The sequence below is a fragment of the Streptomyces sp. Y2F8-2 genome (genome assembly GCF_014905555.1).
Lineage (GTDB): Bacteria > Actinomycetota > Actinomycetes > Streptomycetales > Streptomycetaceae > Streptomyces > Streptomyces cynarae.
This window is the reverse complement of record NZ_BNGS01000009.1, coordinates 243,621-259,029: the sequence shown is the minus strand read 5'-3', so window position 1 is coordinate 259,029 and position 15,409 is coordinate 243,621. Positions and strand designations below refer to the sequence as shown.

The following is a 15,409-nucleotide window of genomic DNA, read 5'->3' as shown; positions in this document are numbered from 1 at the left end:
CACACGTTCGGCGGACACGTCAGCCGCCCGGATGAACCCTCCGCTACGCCACACTTGCGGCCGAAAGCCGCGAAGTGGGCGTGGCGGAGGAGGGTGATGATGGCCGTTTCCATCTCGGTGGTGCTGCTGCTCCTGATCATTGCGGTGATCTTCGTGCGCAACAACGCCATGAAGATCTCGCATGCCCTGGTCTGCGTCCTGCTCGGCTTCTTCCTGGCCAGTACGAGCATGGCCCCGACCATCCACCAGGGGCTCGCGGCGACCGCGCAGATCGTCAGCAGCCTGCACCCCTGACGTTCACGGACTGAACACCCCGATGCCGTCCGGGACGGGGCGTTCGGCTCCTTGGCTGGGGTGGTTGCGCACGCTCACCGTGCCCGTGTCCGACGACCGGGTGACCAGGGTCGTGGAGCCGCCGCCGTCGAGGTTGAAGCCGTCCGTGGCGCCCAGCCACCGCAGGGTCCGGGCGACTTCCTCGACGGTGAGGCCGCTGCGATAGGCGGCCGAGCCGTCCAGGGCGAGCAGCAGCAGGCGGTGGCCGCCGTCCTCGATGCCCACCGCGGTGCGCACGGCGGATGTGGTGGTGTCGAGGCCGGGCAGCGGCGTGCCGTGCCGCAGCACCGGGAAGCCGCCGACGGCGAAGCGGTACGGAACCCCGGACGCGGCCGCCACCAGCCGGTGCCGCACCTGGACCTTCTCGCCCTTGAAGAACTTGCGCAGCTGCCGCGCCCCCGCTTCACGGCCCACCAGGACCGTGCTGCCTGCCGCGATGGGGCCGCTGCCCGGATGATCGGCCGCGGCGGTGACCCGGCCGCCCCGGATGGTCACCTCGTACGAGTCCGTGCTGCACGGCCCGCCCCGGTCGGTGTCGGTCCCGCAGACGGCGCGCAGCCGCGAGACACTGCCCCAGTCCGCGGTGTACGCCCCGATCGACCCCTCAGGCAGCGCGTACTGGTTGAGCCCGCGCAGCGGCAGTCGCTCGCCCGGCGTGGTCACGGAGCCGTCCAGGGTCAGCCGGTCGAGGCGCGCGGTACGGTCCGTGCCCACGCCGAGCACGCCCTCGGTGCTCGTACCGGGCGGCAGGGCCGGCCCGAAGCGCTGCCCGCGCGGCACGGCGGCCTTGAGCGTGCGCCCGCTCGCGACCGCCGGGCCCACGGCCGAGCCGGTCGCGGGGACCCACGGATGCTGGGTCTCGGTGATGTCGAAGAAGTCGCCGTTGATGCCCGCCACCGCACGCTGTGCGCCGACGAGTTGCGAGACGGTGGCGCGGGCGGCGACGGCACGCGGATGCAGCAGGTCGACCCGTACCCGCGGATCGCGCAGGTCCACGGTGACGAGGTGGGCGCGCGTCACCCCGTGGGCCGCGGAGATGTCGAACTCGCTGTACTGGACACCCGGCGCGAGCCTCCGGGCGTCCGGCGCGGCACTGGCCGGTGCGGCCCCCGCGAGGGCGGCACCGGCCAGTGCGCTCCATGCAACCAAGGCCGTCAGTACGACTCTCAACCGTCTGTCACGACGCGTCACAGCTCCCCCTATGTCTCGTCAACTTCCGCAGGACTCGGGGGAAGTGCACCAGACGGTGATGTCCCGCGCGCTGCTCAGGCGTCGACGACGCGGGAACGGATGAGAAAACGCACTCCTTCGGGTGCTTCGAGGGAGAAGCCGCTGCCACGGCCCGGCACCACGTCCACGATCAACCGGGTGTGGCTCCACGCCTCGTACTGGCTTCTGGACATCCAGAATCCGACCGGTTCGCCGACCCCGTCGACCTCCAGTTCCGCGAGCAGCACGTCCGAGCCGCCGGTGCGGAACTCGCCCTCCGGGTAGCACATGGGCGCGCTGCCGTCGCAGCAGCCGCCGGACTGGTGGAACATCAGCGGCCCGTGGACCTCCCGCAGCCGCCGCACCAGCTCGGCGGCCGCGGGGGTCAGCTCCACGCGCGGAATCATGTCCAAGGTCACGCCACGATCCCAGCACGGGACACGTTGCAACGACGTTGCGGTCAGCCCCGGTACCCGCGCAGCTTTCGGTAGAGCGTCGCGCGGCCGATGCCGAGCGCCGCCGCCGTACGCGCCTTGTTGCCGCCGTGGCGGTGCAGCGCCTCCAGGATCGTGGTGCGCTCGGCGTGCTCCATCGGGCTGAGCGGGCGGATCGCGGGTCCGTCGCGCACGGGATCCGGCAACTCGGCCCGGCGCACCGGCCCGGACGCCCGGCGGTGCTCCGCCAGCGCCCTCACGAGATGCGCGAGTTCGGTCACGTTCCCGGGCCACGGATACCGCTCCAGGGCGCGCAGGGCGTCCAGTGCCCAGGTCAACGGCGGGCTGCCCGGTGCGGGCCGCGGGGCCAGCGCCGGCAGCAACTCCCTTATGTCCTCAGGGCGCTCGCGCAGCGCGGGCAGGGTGACCGAGCGGGCGGCCAGGGTGTCGAGGAGCCGCTGGAGACACGGGCCGGGCGGCGCGCCGGGCGTGTGGGTGACCAGCAGCGGTGCCTCGGGCTGCGCGTCGAGCAGGGTGTTCAGGGCGGCCACACCGGACTGGGCGAGCCGTTCGGCGTGGCGGAGCAGGAGAGGGCGGCCCCGGGCCAGCTCGGCGAGGGCGCGGTCGAGTTCCCCGTCCTCCGCCGCGTCGACCACCCGTGTGGCGCGCTCGCCGAGCAGCTCCCGGGCGAGCGCGGTCTTCCCCGTCCCGCGCTCACCGGTCAGCAGCAGCGGCTCCCGGGAGCGGGCCAGCTCGACGGCGCGCCCGACGGCATGGCGCCAGGGGACCGAGCAGCCGACCAGGGCGACGGCCGGGCGCGGCACCGGCGGCGGGGGATCGGCCAGCGGCTCCAGTACGGCCACGATGCCGACGACCGAGCCGTCCCGGCACACCAGAGTGATCCGCGCGGTGCACCCCGCGCCCTCGGGCAGGACGGCCTCGGCCGGCACGTCCTCCTGGTGCCGTACCGCCACCGCCGTACGCTCCAGGGACTGAAGGGACTCCGGTGCCAGCATGCGCTCCGCCGCCGCGCTGACCAGGCGGCTGAGGCCGTCCAGCGCGGCCACCGCGGCGTCCGGCCCGCGCGCCGCCCGCAGATAGGCGTCCAGCAGGACCCGCTCGGGCGGCCGTGCCCGGGCGAGCAGTTCGGCCTCCACCGCCGCGGCGGCCGCCTCCGCGAGCGCCGCTCCCGGATGCGGCGGGCACCCGCCGCACAGCTGTGACGCCACGGTCAGCGTGCCGAGCGTCTGCCCGGTCCACGGCGCCGACACCGGCACACTGACCGCCGACACGTCCTGCCACCGGTCGAGGAAGTGCTCCGGCCCGTGCACCTCGGCCCGACGCCGGATGCGCAGGGCGAGCGCCGCGCTGTTGTGGCCGACCGTGCGTTCCGACAGATCCGGCCAGGGGTCGAGCCCGGCCACGCTCCCGGTCGTCCACAGCACCCGTAGCCGCTCGTCGGTGAGCACGAGGGCCGACCGTCCGCGGCCCAGCGCGGGGGCGATCCGTTCGAGCACGGGCCGGGCCGCCTCCAGCAGCGCCGACTCCACCGGACGTACCGGATCGGCGGGCGGCTCCTCCAAGTCGTGCGGCACCCCGAAGAACCGCGCACGCCGCCAGGCGGCGACGACCTCCTCCGGCACGCCGTCGGGCAGCGGACGCCCCGACAGGAACCGCTCGCGTGCCAGACGCAGCGGGGCGAGCGCGGGGCCGGCGGGGGAGTGCTCTGTCGTGGTCACAACGCCCCCACCGTAGCGGGTTCTGTTGAACGGGCAACGACTGCCCCTGTTCCGTGCACGAGACGGCCGCAATGTCTCGTAATGAGACACCCGCACGCCCTCGCACGGGTCCACGATCATGAACGCTTGGTGTCCGTTCCCCCCATCAGGAGCGCCCGTGTCCATCGTCGTCGAGACCGACGTTCTGATCGTAGGCAGCGGCCCGGCCGGTGCCTCGGCCGCGCTCGCCCTGAGCAGCTACGGCGTGCCCAACCTCGTCGTGACCCGCTACGCGAGCCTCGCCGACACACCCCGCGCGCACATCACCAACCAGCGCACGATGGAGGTGCTGCGCGACCTCGGCGTCGAACAGGACGTCAGCCGACAGGCCACGCCGCAGCACCTCATGGGCGACACCACCTTCTGCACCAGCCTCGCCGGGGAGGAACTGGGCCGGGTGCGCTCCTGGGGCAACGACCCGCTGGTCCAGGCCGCGCACGAACTCGCCAGCCCCACCCGTATGTGCGACATGCCGCAGCACCTCATGGAGCCGGTCCTCGTGAACGCGGCCGTCGCCCGCGGCACCCGGCTGCGCTTCCAGACCGAGTACCTCTCCCACACCCAGGACGCCGACGGCGTCACGGCCACCGTCCGCGACCGGCTGCGCGGGGACAGCTATGAGATCCGCGCCAAGTACCTGATCGGCGCGGACGGCGGCCGCTCGAAGGTCGCCGAGGACGCGGGCCTGCCGATGGGCGGCCAGATGGGGGTCGCGGGCAGCCTCAACATCGTCTTCGACGCCGACCTGACGAAGTACACGGCCCACCGCCCCTCCACCCTCTACTGGGTCCTCGCACCCGGAGCGACGGTCGGCGGCATCGGCGCGGGACTGGTGCGCTGCGTGCGGCCCTGGACCGAGTGGCTCATCGTCTGGGGCTACGACGTCCAGGCGGGCGCCCCCGATCTGACCACCGAGTACGCCGAGTCCGTCATCCGCAAGCTGGTCGGCGACGACGAGATACCGGTGACCGTCAAGTCGTCCTCGGCGTGGACCGTCAACGAGATGTACGCGGAGACCTACTCCAATGGGCGCGTCTTCTGCGCCGGGGACGCCGTGCACCGCCACCCGCCGTCCAACGGCCTGGGCTCCAACACCTCCATCCAGGACTCCTACAACCTGGCCTGGAAGCTGAAGCTGGTCCTCGACGGCACGGCGAGCCCCGAGCTGCTTCAGTCCTACACCGCCGAGCGCGCCCCCGTCGGCAAGCAGATCGTCACCCGCGCCAACCAGTCCATCGGCGAGACCGCGCCCGTCTTCGAGGCGCTCGACGGGCTGTCCCCGCAGACCCCCGAGCAGCTGTGGGCCAACATCGCCGCACGCAAGGAGGCCACCGAGGCCGCCGAGAAACAGCGCGCGAAGCTGCGCGAGGCGATCGCCTTCAAGGTGTACGAGTTCAACGCGCACGGCGTCGACCTCAACCAGCGCTACGTCTCCGACGCGATCGTCCCGGACGGCACCCCCGACCCGGGTTTCACCCGCGACCCCGAGCTGTACCACCAGCCCTCCTCCCGCCCCGGCGCCAGGCTCCCGCACGCCTGGATCACCTCCGGCACGCGCACCCTGTCCACCCTCGACACGGTCGGCAAGGGCCGCTTCACCCTGCTCACCGGTATCGGCGGCGAGGGCTGGGTGCGGGCGGCGAAGGCGCAGGAGACCGAGATCGCCACCGTGGTGATCGGCCCGGGCCAGGAGTACGAGGACCCCTACGGCGACTGGGCGCGGCTGCGCGAGATCTCCGATGCGGGCGCCCTGCTGGTGCGGCCCGACGGCTTCGTCGCGTTCCGGCACGCGTCCGCCGCCCCGGACGCCCGGGAACTGCTGTCCGAGGCGTTGCGGCGCATCCTCGGACACGCCTGAACGCGGGATCATGGAAGAAGCGACGTCGTGGACGACGAGGAGCACGGCATGACCATCGAGAGCACCGCCGGACAGGACACGGTCACCGAGGAGGCCGTCGCCAGTATCGGCGCGACCGCCGACCCCCGGCTCCGCGAGCTGCTCACGGGCCTGATCCGCCATCTGCACGCCTTCGTGCGCGAGACGCGACTCACCCAGGAGGAGTGGGAGAAGGCCGTCGGCTTCCTGACGGCGACCGGGCAGACCTGCACGGACACCCGCCAGGAGTTCATCCTGCTGTCGGACGTGCTCGGCGTCTCCATGCTCGTCGAGAGCCTGAACGGCCACCGGGCACCGGGCGCCACCGAGTCGACCGTCCTCGGCCCCTTCCACATGACCGCCTCGCCGGTGCGCCAACTGGGCGACGACATGGACCTGGTGGGCAGCGGCGAGCCGTGCGTGATCAGCGGCCGGGTGCTCTCCGAGGACGGCACCCCCCTGCCGGGCGCCGTCCTCGACGTGTGGCAGGCCGACGCCGACGGCCACTACGACGTGCAGCAGCCGGACCTCCAGCCCGCGGGCAACGGACGCGGGCTGTTCACGGCCGACAGCGAGGGCCGCTTCTGGTTCCGCACCTGCGTACCGGCCCCGTATCCCATCCCCACCGACGGCCCGGTCGGCGCACTGCTACGGGCCACCGGCCGGCACCCGTACCGCCCCGCGCACATCCACTTCATCGCCACCGCCGACGGACACGCCCCCGTCACCACGCACATCTTCGTGGCCGGCAGCGACTACCTGGACTCCGATGCCGTGTTCGCGGTGAAGAAGAGCCTGGTGCAGGACTTCACCGTCACCGACGACCCGTTCCAGGCACGGGAGTTCGGGGTACCCAACCCCTTCCGGCAGGCCCGCTTCGACCTCGTCCTGGAGCGTGCGACATGACCTTCACCACCGACTTCACCTACGAGACGCGGCCCGTGCGGGTCGTCTTCCGGCCCGGCGCCGCCGTCACCGCGACCCCGGACGAGGCCGCGCGCCTCGGCCTGCGACGGCTGCTCGTGATCTCCGGCAGCCGAGGCGAGCCCACCGCACGGACGGTCGCCGACGCCCTCGGCGACGCCTGCGCGGGACTGCACGCCGAGGCCCGTATGCACGTACCGGCCGACGTCGTCGACCGGGGCGTCGAGGCGGCGCGGGCAGCCGGCGCCGACGGGTGCGTCGCGGTCGGCGGCGGCTCCGCGATCGGCCTCGGCAAGGCGATCGCGCTGCGCACCGGGCTGCCGCTGATCGCCGTGCCGTCGACCTACTCCGGTTCCGAGATGACCCCCGTGTGGGGGCTGACCGAACACGGGGCCAAACGCACCGGCCGCGACCCGCAGGTCCAGCCCCGCAGCGTCGTCTACGACCCCGAACTGACCCTCTCCCTGCCCGTACCGCTCACCGTGACCAGCGGCATCAACGCGCTCGCCCACGCCGTCGAGGCGCTGTACGCCCCCGACACCTCCCCGCTGGTCCAGCTGATGGCGGAGGACGGCACCCGGGCGATGGCCGAGGCGCTGCCGCTGCTCGTCGCGGACCCGGGCGACCTCGAGGCGCGCAGCCGCGCGCTGTACGGGGCGTGGCTGTGCGGGGCCTGCCTCGGCTCGACCACGATGGGGCTGCACCACAAGCTGTGCCATGTGCTGGGCGGCACCTTCGGGCTGCCGCACGCGGAGACGCACACGGTGGTGCTGCCCTACGTCCTCGCCCACAACGCGCCCGCGGCCCCCGAGGCGGTGACCGCGCTGCGGCGGGCGCTCGGCGCCGAGGACGTGGCGCGCGCCCTGTGGGAGCTGGGCGGGCGCCTCGGCGCGCCGCGCTCCCTCGCCGAACTCGGCCTGACGGAGCCCGATGTGACGGCGGCCGCCGCCCAGGTGACGGCCCAGCCGTACGCCAACCCGCGCCCGGTGACGGCGGACGGGGTGCGGGGCGTGCTCTGGGCGGCGTACGAGGGGCGGGCACCGGAGACCGCTGCGGCATAGGGACCTTCACGACGGCGCTCGCACCCTGTCGCAAGAACTGTCTCGTAATGAGACACCCGCGGCGGCGCGATCCGACCCAAGATCGAGAAGGGGGGGACCGCATGCAGGCGCGGCCGCTTCGGCGTGGCCCGAGCCGCCGCTCGCACGGCTGCGCCACCGTGAAGAAAGGTGAACATCATGGCCCTCTCACTGCTCCGGCGTCGGCGCCCCTGGGGCGCCTCGGCCGAGGCGGCGGGCCTCTCGCTCCCCCTCCCGCCCGGCGCGGGTGCCGTCGCACGGGAGATCGTCGACCCGATGGGCTCGCCGATGGGGTCCGCGGACGTCACGGTCACCGCCCTGGACACGCACCGCGTCGCGGCCCGTGGCACGACCGACCCGTACGGCTTCTTCCTCGCCGCGCTGCCGCCCGGCCACTACAGCCTGCTGGTCGCGGCGGAGGGTCTCAGGCCGCACCGCGAGACCGTCGAGATCGTGGCGGGCACTGCGGCGCGCACCGAGCGGATCTGGTTGCAGCCGGCCGAGGCCCAGCAGCTGCCGATGCCGGGCGGCTGGCTCTTCGACCCGCCGCACACGGCGATCCGCTTCATCGCCAAGCACGTCGGCATGGCCAACGTCCACGGCCGCTTCGAACGCTTCGACGGCGGCATCCAGATCGCCCAGGACATGACGCAGTCCCGCGTCCACGTCCGGATCGACGCCTCCAGCATCAACACCGGCAACAACACCCGCGACAACCATCTGCGGTCCGCCGACTTCCTGGACGTCGAGCGCTTCCCGTACATCGACTTCACCAGCACACGCTTCGCATACCGGGGCGGCAGCAGGTGGACCCTGCACGGTTCCCTCACGATGCACGGCGTGAGCCGCTCGGTCGCGCTGGACACGACGTACCTCGGCATGGTGAACGGCGGCTACGGGGAGGAACTGCGCTGCGCGGCCCTGGCCAACGCGGAGCTGCACCGCGAGGACTTCACCCTGAACTGGCGCTCGATGCTGGCCCGGGGCATCGCGGTGGTCGGCCCGACGGTGCAACTGGAGCTGGACGTCCAGGCGATGTACCGCACCCACGACACGCCGACGCCGCCGGAGTAGGGGCCGCGGGCGGCGGCCGGCAGCCGACGAGGGCGGCCGGATGAGGGCCCTCAGACCAGTGCGGTAGGGTTTACCTGCGCGCTCCCGCCCAACACACGGGAGCGCGACGGGACGTGGCGCAGCTTGGTAGCGCACTTGACTGGGGGTCAAGGGGTCGCAGGTTCAAATCCTGTCGTCCCGACGGTGAAGTCGGACGTTTCCGCAGGTCAGGGGCTCTCTTCGGAGGGCCCCTGACGTGTGAGCGGGAGCAATCCGGGAGCCGGCGAGAGCGAGCGCGAACCCGATGCCGTACGTTGTCGAACGCCGCCTCTTCGATGTTCCGCCGCTACCGCCGGCCGCGAACTGCGTCAGCGCGTCGTCGACGGTGGCCAGTACAGTCACGACCGCTCCCTCCAGGCCCTCGAAGTCCTCGGTCGGCTCGGCCACGTGCTCGGCGTGCCGCAGCGCCCCTGCGTGGCCGGGCGCTCGATGACACATCCGCAGCGAGAGGGGCGTCCGCCGGGGCGGACGCCCCCTTGCAGTCGCAGCCTGAACCCGAGTGGGCCCTGGCGTCACCTACGCCAGAACAGGTGGTGCATCACGCCGCTCGGGCTGGGCACGACCTCCAGGTGGAACCGGTCGAGCAGTTCATCGGGGGACTCCCACAGTGGTAGTCCGGACCCGAGCTTCACCGGCGAGACGGCCACATGCATGGTGTCGACGAGGCCGGCATCGAGGAACTGCCGGATGGTGGTGACCCCGCCGCCGAGTCGGACGTCCTTGCCCTGTGCCGCTTCCCGCGCCCGTTCGAGGACCGTGGCCGGGTCGCCGTCGACGAAGTGGAACGTGGTGTCGGAGAGCGTGAACGACGGACGCTTGTGGTGGGTCATGACGAACACCGGCGTGCGGAACGGAGGCTCCTCCCCCCACCAGCCGCGCCACTCATGGTCCTGCCAGGGCCCGCGCTGAGGCCCGAACTTGTTGCGGCCCATGATCTCGGCACCGATGTTGCGAGCGAAGTCTCGCGTGAAGTAGTCGTCGAGGCCCCGGTTCCCCCCAGGATCCGTGCGCATGGGCCAGCTCGCTGTGGCTCCGGCCCAGGCGAACAACCTCTCGGGATGGTCGTGGCCGAACGGCCGCTCGAGACTCTGGTGCTCACCGGCACCGATTCCGTCACTCGAGACGTTGAAGTTCATGACTCTCAGCAGTTGATCCACGTGTCTCCTCGTCAGGTCCCGGCATCGTGTGGCGGGGCGCCGCACATCATGACGTCGAACGGGACGTGTCCGGATCGACAGCAGCCCACAACTTTTTTCCAAGGGCTGTCGGGAAACGGCGGTGTGCCCGTGGCGGGCGCGGACGGCATCGAGGTGGCTGGGCGCCTGCTGTGCCGCCCCGACCGTCATCACCCTGCGCCACGACGCGGGACCGCGTTCGAGGGCACGGTGGCCAACGTCCACGGCGATCAGGTCATCCTTCGCGTCACCGCCCGGTAACTGCGATGGCAATAAGGGCGGTTGAGACTTATCCCCTCCCACGCCCCCCTTCCCGTCGCATAATTCACGACTTAACTTTTCGTTTGTATTGACGGCCGGTCGGGCGGCGCCTAACGTCCGATCAACATCGCGCCCCCCAACGCGACCCAGGAGATACGTGTGACCGACGTTCTCGCCGTGCTCGTCCGCGCCCCCCGGTACCGCAGACGCACAGCCGCCTTCACGACCGCCGTCCTGCTGCCGGCCGCCGCCGGTATCGCGCTGGCCTCCGCACCGAGTGCCGGCGCCGCAACCATCCCCACCACTGCGACCACCGTCGTCAACGCAGGCAGCGGCAAGTGCGTTGACGCGCGCGCCGCTGCCACCGGCAACGGCACCGCCGTGCAGCAGTACACCTGCAACGGCACAGGCGCCCAGTCCTGGCAGTTCACCGCGACCGACAGCGGCTACTACCGAATCGGCGCGGCCTCCGCGCCCGATCAGGTCTGGGACGAGACCGACGTCTCCACGGCCGACGGCGCGCCGACCCAGCTGTGGCTCTACGGGGGCGGCGCCAACCAGCAGTGGCTGCCGGTCGCCGAGGCCTCCGGGACGTACCACTTCGTCAACCGCAACAGCGGCAAGTGCCTCGACGTGCCGTCGGCGTCCACCGCCGACAGCGTCCAGTTGCAGCAGTACACCTGCAATGGCACCGCCGCCCAGTCCTTCACGCTCTCCGGCGGTGTCGCCCCGCCGCCCAACACACCGGACTTCGGCCCCAACGTCACGGTGTTCGATCCGTCGATGCCGATGTCCACCGTCCAGTCGAAGATCAACTCGGTCTACAGCACCCAGCGGACCAACGAGTTCGGCACCCAGCGCAACGCGCTGCTGTTCACCCCCGGCACGTACAACGTCGACATTCCCGTCGGCTACTACACCCAGGTCTCCGGTCTCGGCCTGTCACCGGACCAGGTGTCGATCACGGGCGGCGGCGTGCATGTCGAGGGTCACACCAGCGACGGCAACGCCACCCAGAACTTCTGGCGCGACGTCGAGAACATGTCGGTGAGCCCGAGTTCGGGAAGCACCATGTGGGCCGTCTCGCAGGCCGACCCGTTCCGGCGGATGGACGTCCACGGCAGCATGAAGCTGTGGGACGACACCCACGGCACGACCACCAACTGGTCCAGCGGCGGTTACATCGGCAACTCCCGCATCTCGGGCCAGATCAACTCCGGGACCCAGCAACAGTTCCTCACCCAGGACACCGCCATGGACGGCGGCTGGACCGGGCACAACTGGAACATGGTCTTCGTCGGCGACACGGGGGCCCCTGCGACCAGTTTTCCCAATCCGCAGTACACCACCGTCGCCCAGAGCCCGGTGATGCGCGAGAAGCCGTTCATCTACGTCGACGGCTCGGGCAACTGGCAGGTGTTCGTCCCGTCGGTGCGCACGAATGTGCAGGGCCCGGACTGGGTCAACGGGACGGCCCCGGGCACCTCGCTGCCGATCAGCCAGTTCTACATCGTCAAGCCGGGTGACACCGCGACGACGATCAACAACGCGCTCGCCGCGGGCAAGAACCTGATCGTCACTCCGGGCATTTACCACCTGTCCGCCCCGCTGAACATCACCCGGCCCGACACGGTGGTGCTGGGGCTGGGCCTGGCCACCCTGGTGCCGGGCAACGGCGTCACCGCGATCACGACCGCCGATGTCGACGGCATCGACATCGCCGGGCTGCTGATCAGCGCGAACACCACCAACTCCGACACGCTGATGCAGGTCGGCCCGGCCGGCTCGACCGCCGCTCACACCGCCGACCCCATCGTGCTGCACGACGTGTTCTTCCGCATCGGCGGCGACATCGCCGGCAAGGCCACCCGGACACTGGTGATCAACAGCAACGACGTCATCGGCGACGACCTGTGGCTGTGGCGGGCGGACCACACCAACGGCGTCGGCTGGACGACCAACCCGGCCGCCAACGGACTGATCGTCAACGGCAACAACGTCACCATGTACGGCCTGGCGGTCGAGCACTACCAGAAGTACCAGACCACCTGGAACGGCAACGGCGGCCGCACGTACTTCTACCAGAGCGAGACCCCCTACGACGTGCCCGACCAGTCCAGCTGGACCACCAGCGGAGGCGACCTCGGCCACGCCTCGTACAAGGTCGCCAACTCGGTCACCACGCACGAGGCATGGGGAGTGGGCGTCTACGCCTACCTCCGCGACAACCCCTCCGTGGTACTGGGCCATGCCATCGAGGTGCCCACCACGCCCACGGTGAAGTTCCACAGCATGGTCACCACGGTTCTGGGTGGCGCCGGCACCATCAACCACATCATCGACAACACCGGCAACCAGGTCACTGCCGGGAACAACGTGGCCTACCTGGTCAACTACCCCTGAGTCCGGCGCAGACCATGTGACACGGGGCAGAGATGCCGCCCCGCCCGGCGGCGGCCCCTCTGCCGTCGCCCGGGCTCACCCAAGGCCGACCGGTCGGGTCGGGCGGTCGCACACTCCAGCAGTGGACCCCGGGCACCGGCTTTGCCGCTGACGGCAGCACATGCGGTGCCGACCGCAGTCTGATCCGGCGATCGGAAGACCACCGGTATCGGCACCCGACCAAGCCGGCAGGTCGCGGACCGGCCAACCCTGCACGGTGAAACGCGACGCGCGCCGTGCTGCGCCAACGCGCACCCCTCAGAGCCATGACGGGCTGTCCTGCAGAAGCCAGGCACCATGCCGGACCCTGCCGTGTCCGACAGCCGTGTCACACCACCCCTCACATCACATCAGAAGGGAACAGCCGCATGTCGACGAACGGCACCCGTCTTCGGAGCCTCGGACTCGGGCGACTCGCCACCGGGCTGGCGATGACCGTGGTGGCCTCCGGCCTGCTCTCCCAGCCTGCGGCGGCCGATCCGGCCGGATCGATCACCGGCCTCGCGGGCAAATGCGTGGACGTCGCCGGAGCAAACAGCGCCAACGGCACACCGGTCCAGCTGTACGACTGCAACGGCACCGCAGCCCAGCAGTGGACCGTCGGCAGCGACGGCACCCTGCGGGCGCTCGGCAAGTGCCTCGACGTGACGGACCGCGGCATCGCCAACGGCTCGACTGTCCAACTGTGGGACTGCTCCGGAGGAGCCAACCAGAAGTGGGTCGTCACGTCCGCCGGCGACATCGTCAACCCGCAGGCGAACAAGTGTCTCGATGTCACAGGCGGCAACTCTGCCAACGGCACCCGGCTGCAGATCTGGGACTGCACCGGTGCCGCCAACCAGAAGTGGCACGCGTCCGCCGGCGGCACCAGCCCGAGCCCGTCCGGCTTCGTGGTGAGCGAAGCGCAGTTCAACCAGATGTTCCCGAACAGGAACGGGTTCTACACCTACGGCGGCCTGGTCAACGCCCTGCGCGCCTACCCCGGCTTCGCCAACACCGGCAGCGACACCGTCCGGAAGCGAGAAGCCGCAGCCTTCCTGGCCAACGTCAGCCACGAGACAGGCGGCCTGGTCTACGTGGTGGAGCAGAACACCGCCAACTACCCCACCTACTGCGACCGCAGTGCACCCTATGGCTGCCCGGCCGGCCAGGCCGCGTACTACGGCCGCGGACCGCTGCAGCTGAGCTGGAACACCAACTACAAGGCCGCCGGCGACGCGCTCGGCATCGACCTGCTCCACAACCCCGACCTCGTCCAGAACGACGCCGCGATCTCCTGGAAGACCGCTCTGTGGTTCTGGAACACCCAGACCGGAGCCGGCTCGATCGTCCCTCACAACGCCATGGTGAACGGTGCCGGCTTCGGCCAGACCATCCGCAGCATCAACGGCACGCTGGAGTGCGACGGCCACAACACCGCCCAGATGCAAAACCGCGTGGACCTCTACCGGCGCTTCTCCCAGCTTCTCGGCGTCGACCCGGGCGCCAACCTCACCTGCTAGCCCGGCAGCGGACGGCCGGAACCACGACCCGTCAGGAAAAAGGTGGGTTCCGGTCGTTCCCCCGGCTCGGCTCTGCGACCACCTCCATGGTGAAGCGGCGCCCCCGCTCACCGACGTCTCCCCCATGCCCGGAAGGATCCTGTGAACACCCGATCCCTGCGTTCACGCCGCCTGCTTGCCGGTGCGTTCGCCGCTGCGGCGGCCTTCGCCGGCTTCGTTGCAGCACCCACGTCGCCGGCCGCTGCCGCGGCACCCGCCGGCACCCACAACGCAACGTCTGCGGACGCCACCTGCTGGGCCACGCACTACGGCTCCGAGATACCGCCCGGCTCCTTCACCTCCAGCGGCGAGGTCTTCGACCGCAACGCGCTGACCGCCGCGACGTCCCTCAGCCGCAATCCGCAGCTGCCGTTCGGAACCCTGGTCAAGGTGACCAATGTGGCCAACGGCGCATCCATCACCGTTCGCATCAACGATCGGGGCACCTTCACCTCGCCGGTGTGCCTCGACCTCACCGACGGCGCGTTCAGCCGTCTCGCGGCACTCTCGCCCGATCCCGGCCACATCGTGGTGACCGAGCAGATCGTCTCCGCCTCCGGCACCTCCGGCCCCATCCGCGGCATCGACGGCAAATGCGTCGACGTCGCGGGCGCGAACACCGCCAACGGCACCGCGGTGCAGCTGTACGACTGCAACGGCACAGGGGCCCAGCGCTGGACCGTATCCGGTGACGGGACCGTCCGAGCCCTTGGGAAATGTCTTGATGTGTCCGGCGGGTCGACCGCCAACGGCGCGACGACCCAGTTGTGGGACTGCAACGGCACGGGTGCCCAGCGGTGGCAGCACCAGGCCGACGGCGAGCTGGTCAACCCGCAGTCCGGCAAGTGCCTCGACGCGACCGGCAACAGCTCTGCCAACGGCACGCGTCTGCAGATCTGGGACTGCGCAGGCACACCGAACCAGCGGTGGTCACTGCCGTCGTAGGCACGGCTTCGGCTCGCTGCCGTCGGCCGAACGTGATGTCGCTGGGCTTGGCCGACAGGGTGGTCCCGACAGTGATGTCGGATGTTTGCACAGGTGAGGGGCTCTCTTCAGAGGGCCCCTTCACAGCATTCAGCCGGATCGCCCACTTCGTCGAGGTCCGAGTCGAGGCCACCACACGGCGGATCCGTTTGCCCAGGGTGGTCAGCGTGGCCGACGGGGGCAGGATCGTCAGCCGTTCACCGCGGCCGGCCTTCGTCCGTCCCGCTCCGGCCACGCCGGAGCGGGACGGACGGCCCATC

General features: G+C 71.0%; 12 protein-coding genes, 1 tRNA gene and 2 pseudogenes. 10 read left to right on the top strand and 5 right to left on the bottom strand.

Annotation, left to right across the window (positions count from 1 at the left end; all coding sequences use genetic code 11):
- The first annotated feature begins 99 nt into the window (after window positions 1-99).
- On the top strand, window positions 100-294 hold the full coding sequence (locus tag SY2F82_RS28610) for a hypothetical protein (protein WP_200422163.1): 195 nt from the start codon (window positions 100-102) through the stop codon (window positions 292-294).
- Window positions 295-297: 3 nt separating this feature from the next.
- Here SY2F82_RS28610 and SY2F82_RS28605 read toward each other — a convergent pair whose 3' ends face one another.
- From SY2F82_RS28605 to SY2F82_RS28595, 3 genes are all read right to left on the bottom strand, one after another.
- Entirely contained in the window at window positions 298-1,482 is a 1,185-nt protein-coding gene (locus SY2F82_RS28605) for a phosphodiester glycosidase family protein (protein ID WP_236041847.1), read from the bottom strand.
- Between the two features lie 116 nt (window positions 1,483-1,598).
- Window positions 1,599-1,949 carry a DUF779 domain-containing protein gene (locus tag SY2F82_RS28600; protein WP_200422162.1) on the bottom strand — a complete coding sequence of 117 codons (351 nt, stop codon included), beginning with the start codon at window positions 1,947-1,949 and terminating at the stop codon, window positions 1,599-1,601.
- A gap of 53 nt (window positions 1,950-2,002) precedes the next feature.
- The gene (locus tag SY2F82_RS28595) at window positions 2,003-3,715 is read right to left on the bottom strand and encodes a helix-turn-helix domain-containing protein (RefSeq protein ID WP_200422030.1); all 1,713 of its coding nucleotides are present in this window, start codon (window positions 3,713-3,715) and stop codon (window positions 2,003-2,005) included.
- Between the two features lie 118 nt (window positions 3,716-3,833).
- On the opposite strand from SY2F82_RS28595, the gene SY2F82_RS28590 reads away from it, so the two are divergent.
- The 5 genes from SY2F82_RS28590 (at window position 3,834) to SY2F82_RS28570 (ending at window position 8,888) form a co-directional block, all read left to right on the top strand.
- Window positions 3,834-5,612, top strand: a complete 1,779-nt coding sequence (locus SY2F82_RS28590) for an FAD-dependent monooxygenase (RefSeq protein WP_308437795.1) — start codon at window positions 3,834-3,836, stop codon at window positions 5,610-5,612.
- A 48-nt stretch (window positions 5,613-5,660) separates the two neighbouring features.
- Window positions 5,661-6,536, top strand: a complete 876-nt coding sequence (locus SY2F82_RS28585) for an intradiol ring-cleavage dioxygenase (RefSeq protein ID WP_200422028.1) — start codon at window positions 5,661-5,663, stop codon at window positions 6,534-6,536.
- Complete coding sequence (locus tag SY2F82_RS28580) at window positions 6,533-7,615, top strand: maleylacetate reductase (RefSeq protein WP_200422027.1); 1,083 nt, start codon at window positions 6,533-6,535, stop codon at window positions 7,613-7,615. The genes SY2F82_RS28585 and SY2F82_RS28580 overlap by 4 nt, the downstream gene beginning before the upstream one ends.
- Window positions 7,616-7,792: 177 nt before the next feature.
- Window positions 7,793-8,707: a YceI family protein gene (locus SY2F82_RS28575; protein ID WP_200422026.1), complete on the top strand. Its 915-nt coding sequence runs from the start codon at window positions 7,793-7,795 to the stop codon at window positions 8,705-8,707.
- Window positions 8,708-8,814: 107 nt separating this feature from the next.
- Window positions 8,815-8,888: transfer RNA gene (locus tag SY2F82_RS28570), tRNA-Pro, on the top strand.
- Here the strand turns inward: SY2F82_RS28570 and SY2F82_RS28565 are convergent.
- On the bottom strand, window positions 8,870-9,133 hold the full coding sequence (locus tag SY2F82_RS28565) for a hypothetical protein (RefSeq protein ID WP_200422025.1): 264 nt from the start codon (window positions 9,131-9,133) through the stop codon (window positions 8,870-8,872). The two genes, SY2F82_RS28570 and SY2F82_RS28565, sit on opposite strands and share 19 nt — an antisense overlap.
- A 125-nt stretch (window positions 9,134-9,258) precedes the next feature.
- Window positions 9,259-9,903 (bottom strand): dihydrofolate reductase family protein, encoded by a 645-nt coding sequence (locus SY2F82_RS28560; protein WP_200422024.1) that lies wholly within the window; start codon window positions 9,901-9,903, stop codon window positions 9,259-9,261.
- A gap of 438 nt (window positions 9,904-10,341) precedes the next feature.
- On the opposite strand from SY2F82_RS28560, the gene SY2F82_RS28555 reads away from it, so the two are divergent.
- The 4 genes and pseudogenes from SY2F82_RS28555 to SY2F82_RS39180 all read left to right on the top strand — a co-directional run.
- Window positions 10,342-12,585, top strand: coding sequence for an RICIN domain-containing protein (locus SY2F82_RS28555; RefSeq protein ID WP_374707215.1), 2,244 nt, complete (start codon window positions 10,342-10,344; stop codon window positions 12,583-12,585).
- A 470-nt stretch (window positions 12,586-13,055) separates the two neighbouring features.
- Complete coding sequence (locus SY2F82_RS28550; RefSeq protein WP_200422160.1) at window positions 13,056-14,126, top strand: lectin; 1,071 nt, start codon at window positions 13,056-13,058, stop codon at window positions 14,124-14,126.
- Between the two features lie 141 nt (window positions 14,127-14,267).
- Window positions 14,268-14,660 (top strand): annotated as a pseudogene (locus SY2F82_RS39185) (septal ring lytic transglycosylase RlpA family protein); the annotation flags it as partial.
- 63 nt (window positions 14,661-14,723) lie between these two features.
- Window positions 14,724-15,110: pseudogene (locus SY2F82_RS39180) on the top strand (lectin); the annotation flags it as partial.
- Window positions 15,111-15,409: the final 299 nt, after the last annotated feature.

Coding starts and splice junctions, on each gene's coding strand:
- SY2F82_RS28610 (WP_200422163.1), top strand. CDS start 100: ATGGCCGTTTCCATCTCGGTGGTGCTGCTGCTCCTGATCATTGCGGTG.
- SY2F82_RS28600 (WP_200422162.1), bottom strand. CDS start 1,949: ATGATTCCGCGCGTGGAGCTGACCCCCGCGGCCGCCGAGCTGGTGCGG.
- SY2F82_RS28590 (WP_308437795.1), top strand. CDS start 3,834: ATGAACGCTTGGTGTCCGTTCCCCCCATCAGGAGCGCCCGTGTCCATC.
- SY2F82_RS28585 (WP_200422028.1), top strand. CDS start 5,661: ATGACCATCGAGAGCACCGCCGGACAGGACACGGTCACCGAGGAGGCC.
- SY2F82_RS28580 (WP_200422027.1), top strand. CDS start 6,533: ATGACCTTCACCACCGACTTCACCTACGAGACGCGGCCCGTGCGGGTC.
- SY2F82_RS28575 (WP_200422026.1), top strand. CDS start 7,793: ATGGCCCTCTCACTGCTCCGGCGTCGGCGCCCCTGGGGCGCCTCGGCC.
- SY2F82_RS28550 (WP_200422160.1), top strand. CDS start 13,056: ATGACCGTGGTGGCCTCCGGCCTGCTCTCCCAGCCTGCGGCGGCCGAT.